Below are 23,560 nucleotides of genomic sequence, written 5' to 3' on the forward strand. Positions count from 1 at the left end.
CTCCTGTCTCCATTCTCGCGCCGAACACCCGGTCGTCGAACATCTGCGTGACGCTCCGTGTACCTCCCTTCCGCTTGCGTAACCCAAGTGGGTGAAGCGGATAATCCGGCCCGATCTCCGGCGCCCGCCGCCGAATTTCAAGCTGTCGCACCGGTCGAAGAATCCGGCAAATGCTGGCAAGGTAGCCCCCATGGTTGATCAGGGTGCGAGCGCCCTGTCACTCCCGGACGACTGGCCCGCCCACCCGGATCCGATCCTGGCGCTCAACCGCATGGGCAGTTTCGACTGGGACCTGGACACCGGTCTCTTCCACATGGACGCCCAGGCTCACGAGGTCTTCGACCTGCGCCCCGACGAATACGACGGCCACCCCGCGTCCCTCACGATCCGTGTCCCGCGCGCGGAGGCGCATCGTCTCGACGCCCTCGTCGCGCAGGCCATGAAGGACGGCAGCGAGAACTACGGCGCCTACTTCCGGCTCCGCTGCCGGGACGGCTCACTGCGCTGGACCCACACCCAGGGCTACATCCGGCGGGACAGGACGGGCCGTCCGCGCCGCATCGTCGGCATCGTCCGGGAAGCGACCCAGGAGTTCGGCGAGCACGAGTCCCGCCGGGACCAGGCGGCGCTGGACGAGGCGCGGCGTCACCGGACCAACGTCGTGCAGCTCTCCACCGCCGCACTGGCGCACGCCCGCACGGTCGACGACGTGATCGACGTCCTCAAGGACACCCACGGCCTCGCACACCTCGGCGCCACCAGTCTGGTCTTCGGCCTGGTCGAGGCCGGCCGGATCCGGCTGGTCGCCGAGGGCCCCGCGGGCAGCTTCGTCCCCGGCACCGCTGTCACCCGGATCGACGAGCCCTACCCGATGAGCGAGGTCGTCCGTACCCTCAGCCCCTGCTTCATCGAGTCGCCGGAGGAGTTCGCCGAGCGCTATCCCATCCTCTGGCAGCACGTCACCGGCCTGAACATCACCGCGGCCGCCTATCTGCCCCTCATCGCCGAGGCCCGCCCGATCGGGGTCATGGGCCTGCTCTACAGCGACCGGCGCGGCTTCTCGCCGGAGGACCGCAACATCCTCGTCACCCTCGGCAGCAGCATCGCCCAGAGCCTGCAACGGGCCATGCTGTTCGAGCAGGAGAAGGACCTCGCCACGGGCCTCCAGCAGGCCATGCTGCCGCGCACCATCCCCAGCGTCCCCGGTGCCGACCTGGCCGTCCGCTACCGCGCCGCGACCTCCGGAGGTTCCCCCGGCCGGGACATCGGCGGCGACTGGTACGACCTCATCCCGCTGCCGGGCGGCCGCGTCGGCGCCGTGATCGGCGACGTCCAGGGCCACGACACGCACGCCGCCGCCGTCATGGGCCAGCTGCGCATCGTCCTCAGGGCCTACGCCGCCGAGGGTCACACCCCGGCCACCGTGATGGCCCGCGCCTCCGTCTTCCTGCACGAACTCGACACGGCCCGCTTCGCGACCTGCCTGTACGCCGAGGCCGACCTGGCCACCGGCGTGGTCCAGGTGGTCCGGGCCGGCCACATCGATCCGCTGATCCGGCATTCCGACGGCAGTTGCCGCCGGGTGCCGGTCGAGGGCGGCCTGCCCCTGGGTCTGTCCGCGGAGTTCCAGCACCTCGAATACCCGGTCACCACTCTCGAGCTCGACCCCGGCCACACCCTGGTGCTGTGCACCGACGGCCTCGTCGAACAGCCGGGCGCCGACCTGGACGACGGCATGCGGACCCTCGAGGCACTCATCGCCACCGGCCCGCAGGACGTCCGGGACCTCGCCGACCGGCTCATCGCCGTGGCCGAGGACCGCCGCGGCGACGACGACGTGGCCCTGCTCCTGCTGCGCCGCCGCGGTCTGGAAACGCCCCGGTCCGGCGGTCGGCTCCAGCAGCGGGTGGTGCCCGGCGACCCCGAGGCGCTGGCCGAGACCCGGCACATGATCCGCGCCGCCGTCGATGCCTGGGGCGCCCGTGACCGGTCCGACGAGATCGAACTCGTCGCCGACGAACTGATCACCAACGCCCTGATGCACACCGAGGGCTCCGCGATCGTCACCCTCAGGGCCTTCACCGGCAGCGACCGCCGTCTGCGGGTCGAGGTCGAGGACTCCTCCAGCGCCCTGCCCCGCCGCCGCGAGGCGGGCGAGTCGGGTGTCTCCGGCCGGGGTCTGCTCCTGGTCGAGCTGCTCACCGATGTGTGGGGCGTGGAGGCGCGCGGCGGCGGCAAGTGCGTGTGGTGCGAGTTCGTGGTGCCGGAGTAGAGCCGAGTGGTGCCGCGGCGGTCCTGAGTGGTGCCGCGCACGGAGCTGAGCACTCCGGTGTCCGGTGGCACTCTGGACGTATGCCGGAACTTCCCGAGGTCGAAGCGCTCAAGGACTTCCTGGCCGAGCATGTGGTCGGCCACGAGATCGTCCGCGTGCTGCCCGTCGCGATCAGTGTTCTGAAGACGTACGACCCTCCGCTCACCGCGGTGGAGGGCCGCGAGGTCACCGCCGTGCACCGGCACGGCAAGTTCCTGGGCCTCGCCACGGACGGCGGCCCGTATCTCGTCACCCATCTCGCCCGCGCCGGCTGGCTGCACTGGAAGGACAGACTCCCGGACGGCCCGCCCCGCCCCGGCAAGGGCCCCCTCGCCCTGCGTGTCGCCCTGGAGACGGGCGCCGGCTTCGACCTGACCGAGGCGGGCACCCAGAAGCGCCTCGCGGTGTACGTCGTCCGGGACCCGGGAGAGGTCCCGGGCATCGCCCGCCTCGGCCCGGACCCGCTCGCCGACGACTTCGACGAGGCCCGCTTCGCCGCCCTGCTGAAGGGCGAACGACGGCAGATCAAGGGCGCGTTGCGCGACCAGAGCCTGATCGCCGGCGTGGGCAACGCGTACAGCGACGAGATCCTGCACGTGGCGAGGATGTCCCCGTTCAAGCCGACCTCGTCGCTCACCCCGGAGGAGACCACGAGGCTCTACGAGGCCCTGCGCACCACTCTCGCCGAGGCGATCGAGCGCTCCCGGGGCGTCGCGGCCGGCCGCCTCAAGGCCGAGAAGAAGAGCGGGCTCAGGGTCCATGGCCGCACCGGCCAGCCCTGCCCGGTGTGCGGCGACACCGTGCGCGAGGTCTCCTTCAGCGACTCGTCGCTCCAGTACTGCCCGACCTGCCAGACGGGCGGCAAGCCGCTCGCGGACCGGCGGATGTCGAGGCTGCTGAAATAGGTCACCACGACCCACTGCCCACGAGGTAGGTGAGGCCCAGGAGGACCGCCAGGACCAGGGCCGGGAGCGCCAGGCCCTTCGCCAGCGAGGTCAGGGTCCGCGTGACGCTCGAGGCCCGTTTCGTGTAGCCCTCCTGCCGCGCGTCCAGGTCGTGCCGGGCGAACATTCCGAGGACGAGCGCCACCCCGGCGGTGACCAGGGTCCAGGTGAGCGACGTGAGCACCCCGAAGTCGTGGACCGGGCCCTCGATGTCGCCTCCCTGCCCTTCGTCGGCCCGGCTGTCGATGGCGCGGGCCCCGCCCCAGATGGTCACGATGACCAGGACGACCCCGGCGACGGCGCAGGCGAGGGCGGCGACGGCGACGGCGGGGGCTCGGCGGAACCTGGACACAGCCCCGCTTGTCCTTCGCTCCTCCCGACCGGTCGGACCCTGCGTTTGCGTCTGCGTTTCTGTCTGCTGCTGGTCCTGCGTATGCGTCTGCGTCCGTGTCCGCTCCAACGGCGGCTGCTGCGGAGGGATCTCCGGTGGCGGCTCGGGCGGCGGCGGGGTGTGGACGACGATCTCGTCCTTGTCCGGCGGCGGTTCAGCCTCGTCGGACGCCGACGGCTCGGACTTCGACGGCTCGGACGTCGACGGCTCGGGCGTCGTCTCAGGCTTGTGCGCGGGCTTCACCACCACCTCGACGGGCACCACCGCCTCGCCGGCAACGCCCTTCAGCACGATGTCCCCGGCAAGGTGTCCCTCGGTGTACGTCTCCACGCGGACGTTCAGCCCGGTCGTGGACGGTTCGACCCGCAGCCAGGACTCCTTGGGCTGGGCCACGCAGTGGCGGGCGAGGGGCGGGCCCTGCAGGGTCACCGACAACGGCCGCGGGGTCGAACCTTCCGGCACCGTGCCGAAGTCCAGGCGGTCGGGGGACGGCGCCAGGCGGATCTCCTGCAGGGCGTCGGCCGCCTGATCGGCTATCTGCCGGATGTCGTTGCGCGCGATCTCCTCCAGGTCCTGGCGTGCCCCTTCGGCGATGGGAAGGGAGTCGTCGTGCAGACGGGAACGCAGCTCGTACACGGCGCCCTGCCGGGTCAGGGGGTTGTCGCTGTGGACGGCGTCCAGCAGATAGGGCGGCGAGGGTATCCCCGCGATCTTGATGCGGCCGCGCCGACTGTGCGCCAGATGCAGGTCCCCCTGCATCTCCATGGTCCTGCTGGGCGTCTGGTTCGGGTTCTGGTCCCGTACGTGGTCGAAGACGTACTCGTACAGCTCGTTGATCTCGACGGTGCCGTCCCCGTCGAGATCCGCCTCGCCCGACTCCAGTCCCTGCACCACCGCGTGGGTGAAGACAGATGGCCGGGGGGCGGAGTTCGCGGCGAGGTCGGGGCCCTCGAAGGCGTACTCCATGGAATTGGACGCGGTGATGACCGCCCAGCCCCGCCCGCCGGGCGACTTCTCGGCCTCGAACGATTCGAGGACGTTCACCTCCCCGGAGGCGCGCACGGAGGACGACCCCCGGGAGAAGGCTCCGCCGTAGCAGCAGTCGAGGAACAGGACGGCGCTGCCGGCCCGGGTGCGGGACATGCACTGGCGGACGAACTGGGCCGGGACGGCTGTGGCGTCCAGCAGCCGGGGATCGGTGTCGCTGGCGGCGAAATAGAGCTCACCGGACTCGCTCTTGATGCCATGACAGGAGAAGTGCAGCACCACGATGTCGTCGCGTCGGCGGTCGTTGAAGAAGCCCTGGATGCGTCGGCGCATCACATGGGCAGGTTCGTTGCGCGCGACATCGACGTCGAAGTCACCGATCTCGGGATTGTGCAGTACCTCGGCGAGGGCCGTGGCGTCCTGCGCCGGCGCCCGGAGTTTCTTGAGCCCCTGATCGTCGTAACGGTCGTTGGCGATGATCAGTGCGTGCCTGGATTCCGTCATGTCGCGGTCCCCGCTGTCGCGTGGCGCTGTACGAAGAGGTCGAAGGCCTTTGCGACTTGCTCGTCGGAGGCTTCCGAGATGTCCAGGACGTCGTCGTTCAGCGTCAGGCGCAGCGACGGGCGGGCCTGATGGCATCGGCTCAGCCAGCCCCGGAGCACGGTCACCACCTGGCTCAGGGCGGTGGCCGAACTGCCGAGGGCCACCAGGAGGGCGCCGATCTGTGTCACGTCCACGGCCCGCGCACCGGGCGGAACCTCCTCGCCGGGAACGGCCGTCACATCGTCCACGTCGAGTTGGAGGAGTTCCTCGCGCAGATAGCCGGTCAGATCGGCCACGCGCTCGGGTTCCGCTTCCTCCTCGGAAAGAAGGATCTGCAGTTCGTTCTCCACCGGATCAGCCCCTTGCTTACGCGAGTTGGGGCGGCGCGGAGTCGGACCGACAGGGGCTCCACGTCATTTCTTCCAGTCTGTGCCGTTATCTGCACTGTGGCAAATCGCACCGAAGGAAGAAACGCGTCGAGCTCGAAGGGGCACCGGCGTGGTGCGCTCTAGCGGGACTTGAGCGTGACCAGGTGCTCCCCGGCGCTGGTGCGCACCTCGTAGTGGTCGATCTGGTCGGTGTGCATGGACGAGCCGCCGTGCATGGTGTTCGGCCTGGCGTCGTGACGAGGGACGGTCCAGCTGGTCAGGGTCTGTTCGGAGCCGTCGAGGCCGATGGCGATCAGGCGGCAGGAGCGGGGTCCCGCACCGTCCTTGATCTGCAGCTCCACATCGCTGCCCCAGGCCTCGTCCTCGGAGGTGACCTGCGCCCAGACGCCCGACCGCTCGTCGGTCGCGGTCACCCGCACCCCGCTGTCCCCCCGGGCGGTGCCGCTCGCCATCATCGCGATCCCGGATCCGGCCACCGCCAGCACCACCGACGCGGCCACCGCGTACAGCAGGCGCCGACGCCCTGCCCGGTGCCGGGCCGCGACCTGGCCGAGCAGCCGTTCCAGCATCCGGGGGCCCGGCTGGGCCATCGGATGGACGACCCGCGGGGTCGCCTTCCGGTAGAGCATCATCTGGCGGGTTATGGGCCCGAACTCTGTCACGTGTGCCGCACAGCGGGGGCACTCCATGAGGTGGTCCTCGAAGCGGAAGGCGTCCGCCTCGTCCAGCACGCCGAGCGCGTACGCGCCGACGTCGCGATGCCTCTCCAGGGACCTCATGCCGAATCCTCGTGCCTTTGGGTGCGGGTGGGGTTACTCCTTGCTCCCACCCGTACGCAGCAGCCAGCCGAATCACTCAAGACGCATACCGAATCGTAACCAAGGGGTTCGGAGCGGCCGGGCCCGAGGATTGGTCCAAGTCGAAACAAGTCAAAAAAGATGGATGGCGAGGTGTCCCAGAGGCAACCCGAGCTGCCACGCGGGCGTCCATACCTCGGACCCCTCGTCCTCTCCGGCCACCCCGCCGCCGCCCGGCACCGCGTTCAGATCGGGCGCGAGCAGTTCGGTCTCCTCCAGCCAGCGCCAGGCCGCCCGCGCCAGTTCCAGGTCAGGCGCCGGACCGCCCGCGGCGACCGCCTCGGCGGTGGTCGCGGCCAGCCGCTCGCCGACCCAGTCCTGCCACGGCTGGTCGTACGCCGTCAGCGACAGCCAGTTCTCCAACTGGGAGACGACCTGAATGCCGGACAGCTCACGGTCGGTGTCGGACAGATAGATGGTCAGCGCCAGCGCGTCCCGTCCGGCACGGAACTCGAAGGACGTCGGTGGCATCAGATCGCCGGAGCGCAGCAGCTCGTCGGCGATGTACTCGGCGTACAACCAGGCCATGGGGACGGTGAGTTCGCCCTCACCGGCCCCGTCCGTGCTCTCTTGACCTCTGTGCAGCATCCCTTCCGCCTTCCTCCGGTGCGTGCGCGTCGCCCGTTGCCGGGTCCTCAGTCCGGAACACGGATAGGGACACCCGATTACTCAACCGGGGTCAACGGCAAGGCGCTTTACGGAGGTTTGACTAAGCTGTCGGTTTCACCGCAGGTCGGCCGCGTATCCCGGAAGCACCCGGCGCAGGGCGCGCAGCGCGTAGTACGCGCGGGACTTCACGGTACCGGGCGGAATCCCGAGGGTATCGGCGGCTTCCGCCACACTCGCCCCCTGGAAATACACCAGCACCAGGACTTCACGGTGCTCCGGAGTGAGTGTCTTCACAGCCTCGCGGACGTCGAGGGTCGCCGCCGCCCGCTCGGCGTGATCGGCACACACCCGCGCGTTCTCCAGGACGGCGTCGCCGACCTCGGCCGGCCGCGCCTGCCGGGCCCGCCGTGCGTCGATGGCGAGCCGCCTGCCCACCGTGAGCAGCCATGGCCGTACGGACTCGAAATCGTCGGCGCGCAGCGCCTCGGGATGCTGCCAGGCGCGTACGAGGGTTTCCTGGACGAGGTCCTCGGCGCGCTGTCGGTCGCCGTCACAGAGCCGGAGCAACAGCGCGAAGAGGGGCCGGCCGTGCTCCCGCTGCAGTGCGGCGAGCTCGTGCTCGGCGGTCGTCCCGTTCATGAGTGTGGTTCCGGCCGTCATGGCCGTATGGCACAGCAGGGGGCCCTTTCTGGACAGGGCGGGCGCACAGGTCTGCGGCGGACGGTCGATCGGGTCGGCGAACGGTTCGATGAACGGTTCCCTCCGCATGGCCCGCGCGGTCCTCCGCGAACGTCGCCGCGATCCTCCGCGTCGCCCGAGCGGGCCCCTCCCCGCCGTTCGCGGGCTCCGGACGGGCTAAGAGGGCGTGCGGGCTGTTTGCGGGCGACTCCACCTTCGTACCTATTCGTAGGTAAATATGACCACAGTGGGGTGAGCCGATGATTGCACGCAGACGACAGGTTGCCCTGGCCCTGACGGCCCTGCTCACGGCGGGCGCCGCCTGCCAGGCCGAGGGCCGCGCACCCTCCACCGGACATCCGGCGCCGTCCGCCGACGGCCGCTTCACACTCGTCGCCTCCGGCGACGTCCTCCCGCACAGCTCCATCATCGACCGGGCGCGCTTCGACGCGCGCGGCACCGGCTACGACTTCCGCCCGATGCTCGCCGGGGTCCAACCGGTGGTCTCCCGCGCCGATCTGGCGCTGTGTCACATGGAGACCGTCTACGGCGCGAACGGCGACTACACCGGCTACCCGGTCTTCAAGTCCCCGCCCGAAGTCGCCAAAGCCCTCGCCGCCACCGGCTACGACGGCTGCTCCACCGCCTCCAACCACAGCCTCGACGACGGCGCCGACGGCATCCGCCGCACCCTGGACGCCCTCGACCGTGCCGGTGTCCAACACGCCGGCACGGCCCGCGCCGAGGTCGAGGCACGCACGGTCACCGTGCTGCGCGCGGGCCGGGCGCAGGTCGCCCACCTCGCCTACACCTACGACACCAACGGCATCCCGCTCCCGCAGGGGCAGCCCTGGGCCGTCAACCTGATCGACGAGAACCGGATCGTGGCCGACGCCCGGGCGGCCCGGAAGGCCGGCGCCGACGTGGTGGTCGTATCCCTGCACTGGGGCACCGAATGGCAGGACACGCCCGACGAACAGCAACTGTCCCTGGCCCGTGGGCTCACCGCCGCCCGCACCGCGCACCGTCCCGACATCGACCTGATCCTCGGCACCCACGCCCACGTGCCGCAGGCGTACGAGAAGGTCAACGGCACCTGGGTCGTCTACGGGATCGGCGACCAGATCGCCGGAGCGATGGAAAACCACCAGGGCGCCCAGGACCCGCGCGGCAACCAGTCCGCCCTCGGCCGTTTCACCTTCGCCCCGCCCGCGCGGAAGGGACAGCGCTGGCGGGTCACGAAGGCGGAGTTCGTCCCCCAGCTGTTCGACGTCGACGCGGGGCGGGTGGTGAACCTCAACGAGGCGCTCGCCGCGGGCGCCGACCTGCGCGCCGTGCGCGACCGCATCCGGACCGTGGTGCTGAGCCGCGGCGCCGCGCAGGACGGCCTCACGATGGGCCGTTAGATGCCCCTGCCCCCTACGGCACCACCGTCACCGGCCACCGCCCCGCCCTCACCAGACGCACCGCGACCGAGCCGACGATCCGGTGGCCGGCCTGCTCGGAGGCGCCCACCACCACCGCGTCCGCCGTCAACTCGTCCGCCGCCTTCACCAGGCCGTTGTAGGGGTCGCCGCGGAAGGTGTGAAACTCCCAGCGCACGTCGAATATCCCCCGGGTCTGCTCGGTCGCCTCCCGGATCTGAGCCACGAGGTCCGCGGCGATCTCGTCCGTGGTATCGGCCACCGGGACACCGAGCGCCGCGCCCGACGCGAGTACCGGCTGCACGTAGACGACGGCGAGCAGGGCGTGCTGGCGCCGGGCCAGCCCACCGGCATAGGCCGCCGCCCGGAGGGAGGAGTCGGAGCCGTCCACGCCGACCACGATGACCTTGGGCCCGTCCGTGCCCCGCTCGAACTGGTGCGAGTGCTGTTCCGTCACGGCAGCGAGGCTATCGGTAGGTGTAGGTCCCACCCTCTCCGGGACCCGCTCGACGGGCGGGCCGGCCGGGGTGTTCCTACAGTCGGAACATGAGTGCCACCCTGGAGGCCGCGCCGGCGAAGGACACCACGGGTCCTACCCGGCCGTCCGGACACGGCTTCCTCAGCAGGGTGCCGGAGGGCTTCGCGGCCTTCCTCGGCGCCGTCGGCCTGCTGTGTGTGCTCCTCGCCCTGATCCCGCCGCTGCGCACCCTGCTCCGCCCGGTCGTCCGCTTCCTCGACCAACTCGTGGTGCCCGTCAGCGCCAACCTCGCCTACGCCGTCTTCCTGTTCCTGCTCGCCGCCGCCACCGCCGCCCGCAAGAAGGTCGCCTGGTGGCTGGTCGTCGTCTACCTGGGCCTGCTCGTGCTGACCGACGTCCTCGGCATCGCCGTGGGCCTGTACGGCGACTCGATCCCCTCGCTCGGGGTGTGCGCCCTCGCGCTGGCCCTGCTGATCGTGGCCCGCCGGGAGTTCTACGCCGCCTCCCGTCGCGCCGCCGTACGCAGGGCGCTCGTCGTCCTGGTCGCCGGGCTCGTCATCGGGATCCTGGCCGGCTGGGGCCTCGTCGAGCTGTTCCCCGGCACCCTGCCGCGCGGCCAACGGCTGGCCTGGGCCGCCGACCGGGTGTGCGGCGGGCTGGCCTCCGGCGGCACCTTCGACGGCCGCCCGCCCCGATTCCTGTTCTTCCTGCTCGGCCTGTTCGGCGCGCTCGCCCTGCTGAACGCCTGCGCCACGCTCTTCCGCTCGCAGCGCCTGGAGGCGGCCCTGCACGGCGACGAGGAGGCCCGTATCCGCGCCCTCCTGGGCCGGTACGGCACCCAGGACTCCCTCGGCTACTTCGCGACCCGCCGCGACAAGGCCGTGGTCTTCGCACCCAGCGGGAAGGCGGCCGTCACCTACCGCGTCGAGGCCGGCGTCTGCCTCGCCAGCGGCGACCCTGTCGGCGACCGGGAGGCCTGGCAGCACGCCATCGCCGCCTGGCTGGACATCGCCCGCCGCCACGCCTGGGCCCCCGCCGCGATGGGCGCCTCCGAGGACGGCGCCAAAGCCTTCGCCCGCGCCGGACTCGGCGTCCTCCAACTCGGTGACGAGGCCATCCTGCAGGTGGCCGCCTTCGACCTGAACGGCCGCGAGATGCGGGTGGCCCGGCAGGCCGTGCACCGGGTCCGCCGCACCGGCGCCGGCTGCCGGGTCCGCCGCCACTCGGCCCTCACCGACAAGGAGATGGAGGAGGTGATCGACAAGGCCGACGCCTGGCGCGACACCGAGACCGAACGGGGCTTCTCCATGGCCCTCGACCGCCTCGGCGACCCCGCCGACGGCGACTGCCTCCTCGTGGAGGCGCTCAGCGAGGACGGCCGCCTGCTCGCCCTGCTCTCCCTCGTGCCCTGGGGCAAGGACGGCATCTCCCTCGACCTGATGCGCCGTGACCGCAGCGCCCCCAACGGCGTCATGGAGTTCATGGTCGCCGAACTGTGCGCGGCGGCACCCAAGTTGGGCGTCCGCCGGATCTCGCTGAACTTCGCGGTCTTCCGCTCGGCCTTCGAGGAGGGCGCCCGCATCGGTGCCGGACCGGTCCTGCGGAGCTGGCGACGGCTGCTCCTCTTCTTCTCCCGGTGGTGGCAACTGGAGGCCCTCTACCGCTCCAACGCCAAGTACCACCCCGAGTGGTGCCCCCGTTTCATCTGCTACGGCGAGACCGGCGCCCTGGCCCGTATCGGCCTCGCCTCCGGGATCGCCGAAGGCTTCGTCTCCGTACCGTCGTTGCGCAAACTCTGGGGAAAGGGGCACTCGAAGAGCGGGCAACGGCCGGCCACCACGGCCGGTCTGCCGTCGCTCTCGGCGCTCGGCCTCGACGGAGGGGACGAGGCCGGGGCCGTGGAACCGGACGCGGACCTGCCCGAACAGGTCCGCGTCCGGCACCGCACCCTCGAACGGCTGCGCGCCGCCGGCACCGACCCCTACCCGGTCGGCTTCCCCGACCGCACCCACACCCTCGCCGACGTCCACGAGGGCGAGCAGGTCACCGTCGCGGGCCGCATCATGCGGGTACGCGACTTCGGCGGCATCATCTTCGTGACCCTGCGCGACTGGTCCGGGGACCACCAACTGGCCCTCACCCGCGCGGGCGGCGGCCTCGACCCGTTCCGGGCCGACACCGACATCGGCGACCACATCACGGCCTCGGGCACGGCCGGCAGAAGCGACCGGGGCGAGCCCACCGTCTTCGTGACCTCCTGGCAGCTCCTCGGCAAGTGCCTGCGCCCACTGCCCGACAAACGCCGGGGCCTGACCGACCCGGAGGCCAAGGTCCGCATGCGCTACCTCGACCTGGTCTCCAGCCCCGACGCCCGCGAGGTGGTCCGCGCCCGCTCCACCGCCGTACAGGCCCTGCGCCAGGGCCTGCTGGAACGCGGCTACCTCGAGGTCGAGACGCCGATGCTCCAGCGGATCCACGGCGGCGCCAACGCCCGCCCCTTCACCACCCACATCAACGCCTACGACCTCGACCTCTATCTGCGCATCGCCCCCGAGCTGTATCTGAAGCGGCTGTGCGTCGGCGGCCTGGAGAAGGTCTTCGAGATGGGCCGCACCTTCCGCAACGAGGGCGTCTCCTACAAGCACAACCCCGAGTTCACGGTGCTGGAGGCCTACCAGGCGTACGCCGACTACGACGTGATGCTCGACCTCACCCGCGAGCTGATCCAGGGCGCCGCCACCGCCGCCGTCGGCTCGTCGATCGTCCGCAACGGCGGCAAGGAGTACGACATCTCGGGACCGTGGCCGGTCAGGACGGTCCACGACGCGATCTCCGAGGCACTGGGCGAGGAGGTGGACGCCGACACCGAGCTGCCCGCGCTGCACCGGCTGTGCGACCGCGCGGGCGTGCCGTACACCGCCGACGACGGCCGCGGCGACGTCGTACTCGAGATGTACGAGCGCCTCGTCGAGGAGCGGACCCAGCTGCCCACCTTCTACAAGGACTTCCCGACCGAGGTCTCCCCGCTCACCCGCCGGCACCGCGTCGAGCCGCGTCTCGCCGAACGCTGGGACCTCGTCGCGTTCGGCACCGAACTCGGCACCGCCTACTCCGAACTCACCGACCCCGTCGAGCAGCGCCGCCGCCTCACCGCCCAGTCCCTGCTCGCCGCCGGGGGAGACCCCGAGGCGATGGAACTCGACGAGGACTTCCTCGACGCCCTCGAATACGCCATGCCGCCCACCGGCGGCCTCGGCCTCGGCGTCGACCGCCTGGTCATGTTCCTCACCGGCCTGACGATCCGTGAGACCCTCCCGTTTCCCCTGGTGCGCCGCCGCTGACCCGAGTGCTGCGCCGAGCGGGTGTTTCCGCGCCGCCGCCCCGGTGTCGCTGTGGTGCGCCCGAGGCGCCGTGGGCGACTGATGAGTCATGACGAAGGATCAGTTGCTCACACGGCTGTCGTCGACCGCGGCGGCGTTCACGCGGCGCCGGGCGCTGCTCACCGGCGCGGCCTGCGGGGCGGCCGGCACGGCCGGCCTGCTGTCGCTGGGCTCGGGCGGCGAGCCGGTCCGGCCCGCCCTCCCCGCAGCCGGTCCCCGGGCGCACCGCGCGCTCAAGCCCTCCGCCTACCGCCTCCAGCCCCTGACCGGATACGGCCCGCCCCGGGCCGAGCCCAGCCACCCCCTGGTCCGGCGTGAACCGTTCCTGCGCCTGTCCGGGCGCGGCCGGACCATGGTGCTGACCTTCGACGACGGACCCGACCCCCGCTTCACCCCCGTCATCCTGGACACCCTCGCGCAGTACGACGTCCACGCGATGTTCTTCGTGTGCGGCGCGATGGCTGTCGACCACGAGGACCTGTTGGCCCGGATGGCCGACGAGGGACACGTCGTCGGCAACCACACCTGGTCGCACCCGCTGCTGACCAGCCTCAGCCGCGGTCGGATCCGCTACGAGATGGAACGCACCAGCGACGTCATCGAGGAGGCCTGCGGCGAACGCCCGCAGTGGTTCCGCGCGCCCTACGGGGCGTGGAACCGAACCGTCTTCCAACTCGGCGCCGAACTCGGCATGGAACCGCTGGCCTGGACGATCGACACCCTCGACTGGACCACCCCCGGCACCCGCGCCATCGTCGGCCGGGTGGAGAACGGCGCCGCCCCCGGCGTCGTGGTGCTCTCGCACGACGCCGGGGGAGACCGCACCCAGAGTGTCCGGGCGCTGCGCGCCTATCTGCCGCAACTGCTGGATTCCGGCTACCACATCACCGTCCCGCGACGGCGACGCGCATAACCGCGGCCGTGCCGCCCGCCCGGTCGGGGAACGCTCAGCGCACCTCGACCAGGCGGGCGAAGGCGACGACGTTACCGTCGTAACCGTTCTGCTTGGAGAAACCGCCCCCGCAGGTGATGACCCGGAGTTCGGGGGAGCCCTTGGAGGCGTAGACGCGGTCGCCGGGGAAGTTGTTCTTCTCGAACACCTCGATGCCGTAGACCTCGAATACGGCCGTCTTTTTGTCCTTGCGCACCATTTCGACGCGACTTCCCTGTTTCAGGGCCCCGAGTCCGTAGAACACCGCGGGGCCCTGTCTGTTGTCGACGTGGCCCACGACGATGGAGGTGCCCTTCTCGCCCGGAGAGACCGCGCCGGTGAACCAGCCGGCCAGGTTCGGGTCCTCCGGCGGCGGCGCGGCGACCCAGCCGTCCGCGTCCAGGCCGATGGGCATGATCGGCGCGTCGACCCGGATCGTCGGGATCCTGACCCGGTCCGGCACGGAGTACGGCAGCGGGCTGGGGGTTCCCGGAAAGGCGCCGGACGCGAGGCGGCTCTCGGCGGCCGCCGACGCGGGTTGCGGGGGCCCGACGTCGAACTCTCCCGAACCATTCCGAATGAGCGCGAGGCCGGTCAGCAGGACAAGCGCTATCACGCCCCAGGGAGCGCGTTTCTTCCGCGGCTCCTCCTCGTCCAGGTCGGCCAGATCGGACGCATACATTCGTCTTCCCCTCTCGCGGCCGTCGCCACGTCACTCGCGCATACGGAAACGCTATGCCGTGCGCGGGAAAGAGGCGACGGGGCGGATACGAACGGGTGGCCCGCGATTCCCTCGGTGCGCCATCCGAGTTGCCGCGAACAGGAATTTTCAGACGGTCCGTGACCTGCGGTGATATCAGATTGTGCGCTGTTCGTTCGGCGTGTCCCCTCACCAGGACGGACCATTCCCGAAATGCGGCCGCGCGCACGGCATCTGAGGGTCTTTCTGGGAGGCGCTTTCTCGCCGATCTACCGGGGACGGTTCCCGGGGCGTCTTCCGCGGAGGATCACATGCGTACCACTCGTGCCCTGGCGGCCGCCGGAGCCGCAGTCGCCGTCCTCGGGCTCGCCACCCCCACAGCCGTCGCACGGGACGGCATGGGCGCCCGCCCCAGCAACATCGTCGCCCTGCCCAGCGTCATCGCCCGCGGCGGTCAGCTGACCGTCACGGTCGACGGCTGCCCCAGCGGCGGCTTCATGACCTCGGACGCCTTCCGGAGAGCGCCCCTGTCTCCGATTCCCGGCACCAACGGGACGTCGAGGGGCACGGCGACGGTCAGCAACAACGCGAGGCCCGGTTCGCACAGCATCACGGTCAACTGCTCGGGCAGGACCCTGATGAACCCGGCCGCCTTCACCGTCATCGGAGGCGTCCAGGGCGGTCTCGGCGGCGGCAGCTCCACCGGCGCGACCCCGACCGACATGGCGATCGGCGGCGGTCTGGTGGCCGCGGCCGTCATCGGGGGCGGGCTGTACTGGATGCGCCGCCGCTCCGAGAAGCAGATCTGATCCGAGCGACGGCTCCGATCCGAGCGACGGCTCCGATCCGAGCGACGGCTCCGATCCGGGGAAACGGATCCGAACCCCCTCCGAAGACCCCGACCGCCCGTGCGGTGGCCATCGCCCCCGGCCCCTTCAGACATCCGGGACGAAGGCCATGCGCGGGCGGTCGGCGCGGTCATCCGCCGTCCTCCCCGGTGCGCCGGCGGGAGAGGCGGTACGCCGCCCCGACCGACCCCGCGACGAGCGCGGCCCCGAGACCGATCTCCTGGAGGTCGAACCCGGCGAGGCTGCCGCCCTCACCGGCGTGCGCACCCCGGGACGGCCGCACCGGCACCGGTGTGGGGCCGCCCGGCCGGCCGCCGGCGATGGTGAGGTCCGCGTTCTGCCAGAAGGTCCCGCAGTGGAACGTCACCTCGTACAACGCGCCGGGTTTCGCGTCCCAGTCGACATAGGCGACGGCCCGGGACCGGCCCTTGCGGATGGTCACGTCGTCGAAGACGCCCGAGGTGACGAGCACGTCCTGGTCGCAGCCGGTGGCGCGGAGGGTCACCTGCCCTCCGGGCGCGACGATCTCGGGCAGGACGCTGACACGGAAGCCCTGGCGCTCGGCGCTCGCCTGCGCGGCGGGTGCGGTGAGAGCCAGGGCACAGCCCAGCAGTGCGGCCGAAGCGACGCGTATCGCGCGCATGGTGGTTCCTCCGGTCCCCGAGGAGCAGCTGCGGACCTTTTCCGCCGGCGCTGTACATGCACCTCGATGACCGAAACGCTAGGAACGTGTGGACGTCCGCGCGATCGCACTGGTGCGAATGGGGCAAGCGTGTGGGCCGGTCAGGGGATGACGTTGCTGCGACCGGGGGACGGGAGCGGCGTGGCGGGTGTCCCCCGGTGGCCCATGGGGTGAGGGGATGTCAGCGATCGGGTCGCGGCTGGGTCCCCGGGTGAGGATGCGTCAGCCCTTGATGTGCGGGAACAGGCTCAGGAACGGGTCCGCCGACGCCGTGATGCCCCGGCTGTAGGGCGCGTCGAAGTCCCAGATCAGGAAGAGCAGGAACGCGATCAGCGCGGAGAACAGTCCGGCGAGGATCAGCTCACGCGGCGTACGCCGGATCTGCAGCGCGAAGATCATCCCGATGGTGGCGGCGGCTCCGCCCAGCAGCCCGAACCACACCACGCCCGGCATGGTCGGCGAGGCCGAGTCCGCCCGGGCGTTGCGTGCCTGGTCCGCGGCGGCCATCTGGTCGAGGACCGGCTGGTAGGCCTGGGCCTCGAAGTCCGTCTTCGGCTTGTAGTCGGTGACGTCCGCGCGGACCTTGCGGAGGAGCTCGGTGCCCCGCTCCGTGACCTCGCCGGTGTCCGCCATGTGCTTCCACTCGGTGTCGACGACGTGTCCGACATAGGCGTTGACATCGTCCCGAATGCGGTTGCGGGCGTCGGCCGGGTAGACCCGGACCCGCTCCGAGATCTCGTGCAGCGCCTGGGCCTCCGCCTGGACATGGTCCTGCGCGCCGCTGCGTGCCTCCCAGACACCGGCGATGGCCAGGCCCAGGACGATGGCGTACACCACGCCGATCCACATCGTCATGTACTCGATGACGTCCGGCGTCTCGTTGGGGTCCTCGTCCTCGGGCGCCCTGCGGTGCCGTAGGAGGGTGATGACGACCACCACGACACAGGCGGCCAGCATCGCGAGGGTGAGAACAAGCCATTCCGGCAAGGGGTGCCTCCAGGATCAGGCGCTAGCGCGGTCGCAGCGCGGCGACGGCGATCACCGCGGGCGCGGTGATGAGCAGGACGTAGGTGACCGGTGACGTGGTGCCGTGGGGCGTCCGCTTGCGGGGCTGCGCCCTGTACCGCGGGTAGGTGACCGGGGCGGCGGAGGGGCTGGGGGCGGGCTTCGCCGACCGGGTCGGGGTGGGGGACGGGGACGGGGATGGCGGTGCGGGTGGGGGAGGGGGAGGAGGGGGTGCGGGGGCGGGTGGCGGGGTCGGTCGCGAACGGGGTGGCGCCGGCTGCGGTACCGGGGGCGGCGGAGGCGTCGGCTTCGGCGTGGCTTTCGGCGGCGGCGTGGGCTCCGGAGCGGGGGTGGGCTTCGGCGGGGCCGGAGTCGGGGTCGGCGTCGGTGGCGGCGGGGGTGGCGGTGTGGGCGTGGGGGTCGGGGTCGGGCACGGCGGGGGAGGGGGCGGTGGGCAGATCGGGGGAGTCGGCCAGGTGAGGCCGCCGGCGACCGCCACCGCCTCTGTGCCGCCCGGCCCGGTCGAGGCGTAGGCGCAGGCGTCGGCCTGGGCCGTGCCGGCCGGCGCGCCCACGAGCAGCCAGGTGAGCGTCAACAGGGCGAACACCCTTATGGCAGGGGCGGATTGGGTCGGTTCGGGTCGATGCACGACGGAGATCATGAGGCTTAACGCGCCGCTGTGCGCCTGGGCACGGGGGATTGAGCCCGAAAGAGGGAACGTCGCCGACACAGGTTTCGGAAAGAAATCTGTGAGTCGTTGAACACGACCGGGTCCGCCGTGCGTACTCATGGTCGTGCGGCGGCGCAGCAGGGCGCTGCAACACCCTACGAACGTATGGGGAGTTGACGATGAAGACCTCCTGGCGGAGCGCCTCGCTCGTGGCAAGCGCCGCGGCGGTACTGGCGCTGACGACGGCGTGCGGCCAGGAAAGCGCCCCGTCCACCGGCAGTCAGAACGTGGGCGCGACGGCCGCGGCGGGCGACTACGGCAGCGCCGGCGCCGGTCTGGGGACCAGCGCCGGGGTCGGGGCCGGCGGGGACGCGCAGGCCAGCCCGAGCGCGGCGACCCAGACGTCCGGCGCGGGCGAACTGGCCGTGTCCACCAACGGGGAGCTCGGCAACGTCCTCACCGACGGCACCGGCCTCACCCTCTACCGCTTCGACCAGGACACCGCCGAGCCGCCGAAGTCGAACTGTGACGGCGACTGCGCCAAGACCTGGCCGCCGGTCCCGGCGGACGACGCCACGGCGGGCGAGGGTATCGACAAGGCGCTGCTCGGCGAGGTGACCCGCACGGACGGCAGCAAGCAGCTGACCGTCGGCGGCTGGCCGGCCTACCGCTACGCGAAGGACACCAAGGCCGGGGACGTCGTCGGCCAGGGCGTGGGCGGCAAGTGGTACGCGCTCGCTCCGGACGGCAAGAAGGCGAAGAAGGCCGATCTGGTCGAAGAGGCCGGACTTTCCACCCGTAAGGATCCCAAACTGGGTGAGATCGTCGTGGACAAGAAGGGCCACACGGTCTACCGGTTCCTCAAGGACACCGCCTGGCCCGACCCGATCTCCGCATGCACCGGTGCCTGCCTGGAGAAGTGGCCGGCCGTGGCCCCCGTCGACATCAACGACACCAAGGGGATCCAGAAGAAGGGCTACATGACCTTCACCCGGCCCGACGGCGTCGAGCAGCAGACCATCAACTGCTGGCCGATCTACACCTTCGCGGGTGACAAGGCCCCGGGTGACACCAACGGCCAGGGCGTCGGCGGCACATGGTACGCCGCGGCACCCGACGGAAAGCCGATCGGAGCGCCCGAGGAGTAACCACGGCGCATCCGGTCCACCGGTCCCGCCCCCTCCGCGCCGCACGGAGGGGGCGGACCGGTTTGCCGTCATTCACCGCAACTCGCCGCGATTCGCCGTCTGCCCGGGAACGCTCCGGAATGCCGTGCGTACTTTTCGTAGCGTTTTCCCATGGCCGAACCGCAGGCGCTTCATGGGTGGTGTACGGGGGAATCACTTGGGCACGTGCCGCAGGCAGTGACCGGGAACGGACGGTCAATTTCCGTTTCTGCTCGCTCCTTTGGCGGGCGATCAGTAGCCTCAGCTCGAACACCGGATCGCCTACGCCTGGAGAGATAGATGGAGCGTCCCGCCTGGGCCCCACGCAGCATCGACATTTCGGTGCCTAGCGTTTCGCGAATCTACGACTACTACCTGGGCGGTTCGCACAACTTCGAGGTCGACCGGGAAGCGGCCCGCAGGGCGATGGAGTTCCTGCCTGGACTTCCCAAGATCATGCAGGCGAACCGGGCGTTCATGCGCCGCGCGGTGCGCTACGCCGTGGACGAGGGCGTCACCCAGTTCCTCGACATCGGCTCCGGCATCCCGACCTTCGGCAACGTCCACGAAGTGGCCCAGGCGGCGAGTCCCGGCGCCCGGGTGATGTACGTGGACCACGACCCGGTCGCGGTCGCGCACAGCGAGGCGGTCCTCGCCGGAAACGCGGACGCGGGGGTCGTCGCCGCCGACCTCCGCAAGCCCCGGGAGATCCTCTCCAGCCCCGAAGTGCGGGGTTTGATCGACTTGAATCGGCCGGTGGCCGTGCTTCTCGTTGCCATACTGCATTTCGTGGAAGACGCGGACGACCCCTACGAGGCGGTGGCCGAGCTGCGCGACGCGCTCGCGCCCGGCAGCCTGCTGCTGCTCACACACGCCTCGTACGAGGGAATTCCGCTGCCGCCACAGCGGGCCGAGGGTGCGGTGGACGTGTACAAGGACATTCGCAACCCGCTGATCATGCGTTCGCGCGACGAGATCGCGCGGTTCTTCGAGGGGTACGACATGGTGGAACCCGGACTGGTGCCGATGCCGCACTGGCGGCCGGAGACCGCACCGGAGGACGAGGACCCCTATGCGTTCTCCGGTTTCGCCGGCGTGGGGCGCACGGCGTGAGCGCGGAGCAGGACGGGCCCGAGGACAGACTGCGGCGGTTCGCGACGATCTGGAGCCGGGCGGTCTTCCCGGTGACCTCGACGTCCGCGACCCGGCCGGAGTTCGAGAAGCAACTGCTGCCGCTGGCACGACGGTTGAGCGAGGCCCTCCGGGCCAGGATCTTCGACGCGGACGAGGCGAGGTCGGTGGGCGCCGCCCTGGTCGCCGCGCACTGCACCGACCCGGACGCGCTGACCCGCACCCTGGACTGCGTCGAGGCCTATCTGGTGCTCTACTGCGGCGCGGACGGCGTCCAGGAGGATCTGCGGGCACGCGCGGCACGGATCCAGCACGCCATGGCCGCCGGTTTCGCGCAGGCGCTGCGAGAGCGGACACTCGCCGAGCAGGAGGCCATCGCCCAGGCCGCGTTGCGGGCCCAGGGGGTGGTGGCGCAGGCGCTGCACGCGAGCGAGGCGCGCTTCCGCGCGGTCTTCGAGGGCGCCGCCATAGGCATCGGGATCGCCGACCTGGACGGCCACGTCCTCCAGGTCAACGGGGCCCTGCTGCGCATGTTCGGGCTCACCGACCAGGCGCTGCGCGGCCGCCGGGTCCAGGAGTGGACCCACCCCGACGACGCGCCCCAGACCCGGCGGCTCTACGAGGAACTCGTCCGCGGCGAGCGCGAGCACTACCACGTCGAAAAGGCCTTCTACCGCCCTGACGGAACGGCCCTGTGGACCAACCTCACGGTCTCCCTGCTGCGTGACGCCGACGGCAACCCGCAGTACCAGCTGGCGCTCATGGAGGACACCACCGAGCGCCGTCTGCTCAACCTCCGGCTGCGCTACGAGGCCACGCACGACGCGCTGACCGGTCTGCCCAACCGCACCTTCTTCTTCGAACGCCTGGAGAAGGCGCTGGGCGCCGGTGCGGGCCAGCGGTTCGGGCTGTGCTACCTCGATCTGGACGGTTTCAAGACCATCAACGACAGCCTCGGCCACGCGGCCGGCGACCGGCTGCTCGTCGAGATCGCGGACCGGCTGGAGTCCTGCGCGACCGCGCCCGGCGAGATGGTCGCCCGGCTCGGCGGCGACGAGTTCGTGGCGCTGACCACCGGACCTCAGACCGAGGGCGAGGTCGACGACCTCGCCGCGCGGATCATGAACGCGCTGATCGCTCCGGTCAGCATCGACGGCCGCGAGCTGACCGTGCGCGGCAGCATCGGCATCGTCGAGGGCCCGGCGGGGGAGCGCAGCCCGGCGGAGGTGCTGCGCAGCGCCGACATCACGATGTACCGGGCCAAGTCGGCCGGCGGCAACCGCTACGAGCTCGCCGACCCGGAGGCCGACGCCCGAGCCATCACCCGGCACGGACTGACCACGGCCCTGCCGACGGCCCTGGACCGGGGCGAGTTCTTCATCGAGTACCAGCCGCTGGTCCACCTCGGCGACGGCAGTGTGCGGGGCGCGGAGGCGCTGGTGCGCTGGCTGCACCCGCAGCACGGCGTCCTCGGCCCCGACCAGTTCATCCCGCTCGCCGAGCACACCGGACTGATCGTGCCGCTGGGCCGCTGGGTACTCGAACAGTCGGTGCGCCAGGCCCGCGCCTGGCAGGAGCGCTACGACGAGGCCGGCGCGCTGCGGATCAACGTCAACCTCTCGCCCTGCCAGCTCACCCACCCCGGCCTGGTCCAGGACACCGTGGACATCCTGGAGCGCACGGGCGTCCAACCCGACGCGCTCTGCCTGGAAGTGACCGAGTCGGCGCTGATCGGCGCGGACGACGACCTGTTGAAGCCGCTGCGGCGGCTCGCCGAGATGGGCGTCGACATCGCCCTGGACGACTTCGGTACGGGTTACTCGAACCTCGCGAACCTGCGCCGTCTGCCGGTGAGCATCCTCAAGCTGGACCGCTCCTTCACGCAGAGCATGCAGCAGTTCCCGGCGGACCCCGTCGACCTCAAGATCGTCGAGGGGATCGTCTCGCTCGCCCACAGCCTGAACCTCGCGGTGACGGTGGAGGGCGTGGAGACCGGCGCGCAGGCCGAGCAGCTGCGGATACTGGGCTGCGACACCGCACAGGGCTGGTACTACGCCCGCCCGGGCCCGCCGGACCGGCTGCACGAGCTGGCGCTGGTGGACGCGACGGGGTGAGGCCGTAATCCGGTTGCGGGAGCGCCCGGGTCACGCGCGATCATGGGCGCTTGACCCAGGAACCGGATGACGTGCGCTCGGTTGGCGTGCTCGGTTGGCGTGCACGAGGCGATCGAGGCCGAGCTGCGTCTTCTGGACCCCGCCGTCCGCACCTCCGCCGAGGCTGCCCGCCTGATCGACCCCGAGTTCGTGGAGGTCGGCGCCTCGGGCCGGCGCTACACCTACGAGGAAACGGTCGCCGAGCTGCCCAGCAAGCCGGGCAGCTCGGCGACCGGCCCACAGCTCATGTACTACCACCAGGCCCCACCAGGCCCCGCCGGAGATCGACTAGCTAGCGCCGTGCCAGGCGTCGCGACGGGGCGAACATCGCCTGCCACGGCACCAGTTCACCGCTCCAGCAGCATCCGCTGGAGCTCCCGCGCGGCGCGTGGTGGAGCCACATCGCTGCGGTGGGCCAGGGCGATCGTCCGGTGCAGCCCGGGCCGCGCGAGCGGAGTGACCCGCAGCCCCCGCCCCGACCGCGTCGCCACCATGCGCGGTACGACGGCCACGCCCAGCCCCGCCCGCACGAAGCCCAGCACGGCGTCCATCTCCCCGCCCTCCACCGCGAAGTCCGGCTCGAAGCCCTCGGCGCGGCAGGCGGCGACGGTCAGTTCACGCAGGTCGTAGCCGTGCCGGAACATGACCAGGCGTTCGCTCTCCAGGTCGGCGACGCGGACGGTCCGCCGGCCCCGGCCGGGCGCGGCGGCCTCCGGCGACGACACCACCACCAGGTCCTCACGGAGCAGTTCCACCGTGGTCAGCGCCGGGGAGGGCGTCGGCAGCGGGAGGACGACCAGGGCCAGGTCGAGGGCGCCGCGGGCCAGCTCCCGTACGAGATCGTGCGAGCCGCCCTCCTCGATCAGCAGCCGGATGCCGGGATAGCGGTCGTGGAAGGCGCGCAGCACGTCGGGCAGCAGACCCGTGCACACGCTCGGCGTCGCGCCCAGCCGGACCCGGCCGCCGCGCAGCTGCACCAGCTCCAGCACCTCGTGCCGGGCGGTGTCCGCGTCGGCCAGGATCCGCCGGGCCAGCGGCAGCAGCGCCTCGCCCGCGTCGGTGAGCGTGATGTTGCCCCGCGCCCGCAGGAACAGGTCCGCGCCCAACTCCCGCTCCAGCGCCTTGATCTGCTGCGACAGGGACGGCTGGGCCACATGTACCAGCTCGGCGGCCCGGGTGAAGTGCCGGGTCTCGGCGACGGCCACGAAGTACTGGAGTTGCTGGAACTGCATACCCGTACGATAGCCCCAGGCTATGGAATCAAGCCGGACCATGTCTTGGAC

Annotated in this window: 19 protein-coding genes and 1 pseudogene; 10 read left to right on the forward strand and 10 right to left on the reverse strand. The window is 71.3% G+C overall.

Translation table 11 applies throughout. The features are described 5' to 3' along the window. Nucleotides 1-190 precede the first annotated feature (190 nt). On the forward strand, nt 191-2,272 hold the full coding sequence (locus tag AB0H86_RS11180) for a SpoIIE family protein phosphatase (RefSeq protein ID WP_362435835.1): 2,082 nt from the start codon (nt 191-193) through the stop codon (nt 2,270-2,272). Nucleotides 2,273-2,352: 80 nt separating this feature from the next. Beyond that, on the forward strand, nt 2,353-3,216 hold the full coding sequence (locus tag AB0H86_RS11185; protein WP_362435837.1) for a DNA-formamidopyrimidine glycosylase family protein: 864 nt from the start codon (nt 2,353-2,355) through the stop codon (nt 3,214-3,216). Between the two features lies 1 nt (nt 3,217). On the opposite strand, the gene AB0H86_RS11190 is transcribed toward AB0H86_RS11185, so the two are convergent. The 5 genes from AB0H86_RS11190 to AB0H86_RS11210 form a co-directional block, all read right to left on the reverse strand. Further along, nucleotides 3,218-5,137 carry a caspase family protein gene (locus AB0H86_RS11190; RefSeq protein ID WP_362435839.1) on the reverse strand — a complete coding sequence of 640 codons (1,920 nt, stop codon included), beginning with the start codon at nt 5,135-5,137 and terminating at the stop codon, nt 3,218-3,220. Continuing rightward, complete coding sequence (locus AB0H86_RS11195; RefSeq protein ID WP_362435841.1) at nt 5,134-5,526, reverse strand: hypothetical protein; 393 nt, start codon at nt 5,524-5,526, stop codon at nt 5,134-5,136. Before AB0H86_RS11195 ends, AB0H86_RS11190 begins: the two co-directional genes overlap by 4 nt. A gap of 158 nt (nt 5,527-5,684) precedes the next feature. Then, the gene (locus AB0H86_RS11200) at nt 5,685-6,344 is read right to left on the reverse strand and encodes a zf-HC2 domain-containing protein (protein WP_362435843.1); all 660 of its coding nucleotides are present in this window, start codon (nt 6,342-6,344) and stop codon (nt 5,685-5,687) included. A gap of 150 nt (nt 6,345-6,494) precedes the next feature. Continuing rightward, nucleotides 6,495-7,010: a hypothetical protein gene (locus AB0H86_RS11205; RefSeq protein ID WP_362435845.1), complete on the reverse strand. Its 516-nt coding sequence runs from the start codon at nt 7,008-7,010 to the stop codon at nt 6,495-6,497. 135 nt (nt 7,011-7,145) lie between these two features. Further along, complete coding sequence (locus AB0H86_RS11210; RefSeq protein ID WP_362436466.1) at nt 7,146-7,691, reverse strand: sigma-70 family RNA polymerase sigma factor; 546 nt, start codon at nt 7,689-7,691, stop codon at nt 7,146-7,148. A 278-nt stretch (nt 7,692-7,969) separates the two neighbouring features. Here AB0H86_RS11210 and AB0H86_RS11215 point away from each other — a divergent pair, with 278 nt between their 5' ends. After that, the gene (locus AB0H86_RS11215) at nt 7,970-9,115 is read left to right on the forward strand and encodes a CapA family protein (RefSeq protein WP_362435847.1); all 1,146 of its coding nucleotides are present in this window, start codon (nt 7,970-7,972) and stop codon (nt 9,113-9,115) included. A gap of 13 nt (nt 9,116-9,128) precedes the next feature. On the opposite strand, the gene AB0H86_RS11220 is transcribed toward AB0H86_RS11215, so the two are convergent. Continuing rightward, nucleotides 9,129-9,590, reverse strand: a complete 462-nt coding sequence (locus tag AB0H86_RS11220; protein WP_362435849.1) for a universal stress protein — start codon at nt 9,588-9,590, stop codon at nt 9,129-9,131. A gap of 89 nt (nt 9,591-9,679) precedes the next feature. Between AB0H86_RS11220 and lysX the strand changes: the two genes are divergently transcribed. Both lysX and AB0H86_RS11230 read left to right on the forward strand, forming a co-directional pair. After that, complete coding sequence (gene lysX / locus AB0H86_RS11225; RefSeq protein ID WP_362435851.1) at nt 9,680-12,952, forward strand: bifunctional lysylphosphatidylglycerol synthetase/lysine--tRNA ligase LysX; 3,273 nt, start codon at nt 9,680-9,682, stop codon at nt 12,950-12,952. A gap of 88 nt (nt 12,953-13,040) precedes the next feature. Continuing rightward, entirely contained in the window at nt 13,041-13,904 is an 864-nt protein-coding gene (locus AB0H86_RS11230; protein ID WP_362435853.1) for a polysaccharide deacetylase family protein, read from the forward strand. Nucleotides 13,905-13,938: 34 nt separating this feature from the next. On the opposite strand, the gene AB0H86_RS11235 is transcribed toward AB0H86_RS11230, so the two are convergent. Continuing rightward, entirely contained in the window at nt 13,939-14,604 is a 666-nt protein-coding gene (locus AB0H86_RS11235; protein WP_362435855.1) for a class F sortase, read from the reverse strand. Nucleotides 14,605-14,933: 329 nt separating this feature from the next. Here AB0H86_RS11235 and AB0H86_RS11240 point away from each other — a divergent pair, with 329 nt between their 5' ends. Continuing rightward, nucleotides 14,934-15,431: a hypothetical protein gene (locus AB0H86_RS11240; RefSeq protein WP_362435857.1), complete on the forward strand. Its 498-nt coding sequence runs from the start codon at nt 14,934-14,936 to the stop codon at nt 15,429-15,431. 169 nt (nt 15,432-15,600) lie between these two features. On the opposite strand, the gene AB0H86_RS11245 is transcribed toward AB0H86_RS11240, so the two are convergent. After that, nucleotides 15,601-16,113, reverse strand: coding sequence for a hypothetical protein (locus AB0H86_RS11245; protein ID WP_362435859.1), 513 nt, complete (start codon nt 16,111-16,113; stop codon nt 15,601-15,603). Between the two features lie 261 nt (nt 16,114-16,374). Next, entirely contained in the window at nt 16,375-17,139 is a 765-nt protein-coding gene (locus AB0H86_RS11250) for a hypothetical protein (RefSeq protein ID WP_362435861.1), read from the reverse strand. Between the two features lie 867 nt (nt 17,140-18,006). On the opposite strand from AB0H86_RS11250, the gene AB0H86_RS11255 reads away from it, so the two are divergent. The 4 genes and pseudogenes from AB0H86_RS11255 to AB0H86_RS11270 all read left to right on the forward strand — a co-directional run. Further along, nucleotides 18,007-18,975 (forward strand): SCO0930 family lipoprotein, encoded by a 969-nt coding sequence (locus tag AB0H86_RS11255; RefSeq protein WP_362435863.1) that lies wholly within the window; start codon nt 18,007-18,009, stop codon nt 18,973-18,975. 318 nt (nt 18,976-19,293) lie between these two features. Next, a complete protein-coding gene (locus AB0H86_RS11260) occupies nt 19,294-20,106 on the forward strand; it encodes an SAM-dependent methyltransferase (RefSeq protein ID WP_362435865.1) in 813 nt (270 codons plus the stop codon). Beyond that, on the forward strand, nt 20,103-22,238 hold the full coding sequence (locus tag AB0H86_RS11265) for an EAL domain-containing protein (protein ID WP_362435867.1): 2,136 nt from the start codon (nt 20,103-20,105) through the stop codon (nt 22,236-22,238). Before AB0H86_RS11260 ends, AB0H86_RS11265 begins: the two co-directional genes overlap by 4 nt. Before the next feature lie 66 nt (nt 22,239-22,304). After that, nucleotides 22,305-22,514, forward strand: a pseudogene (locus tag AB0H86_RS11270) (nuclear transport factor 2 family protein); the annotation flags it as partial. A 110-nt stretch (nt 22,515-22,624) separates the two neighbouring features. On the opposite strand, the gene AB0H86_RS11275 reads toward AB0H86_RS11270, so the two are convergent. After that, nucleotides 22,625-23,509, reverse strand: a complete 885-nt coding sequence (locus tag AB0H86_RS11275) for a LysR substrate-binding domain-containing protein (RefSeq protein WP_362435869.1) — start codon at nt 23,507-23,509, stop codon at nt 22,625-22,627. Nucleotides 23,510-23,560: the final 51 nt, after the last annotated feature.

The sequence above is a fragment of the Streptomyces sp. NPDC050997 genome, assembly GCF_040660135.1.
Classification (GTDB): Bacteria; Actinomycetota; Actinomycetes; order Streptomycetales; family Streptomycetaceae; genus Streptomyces.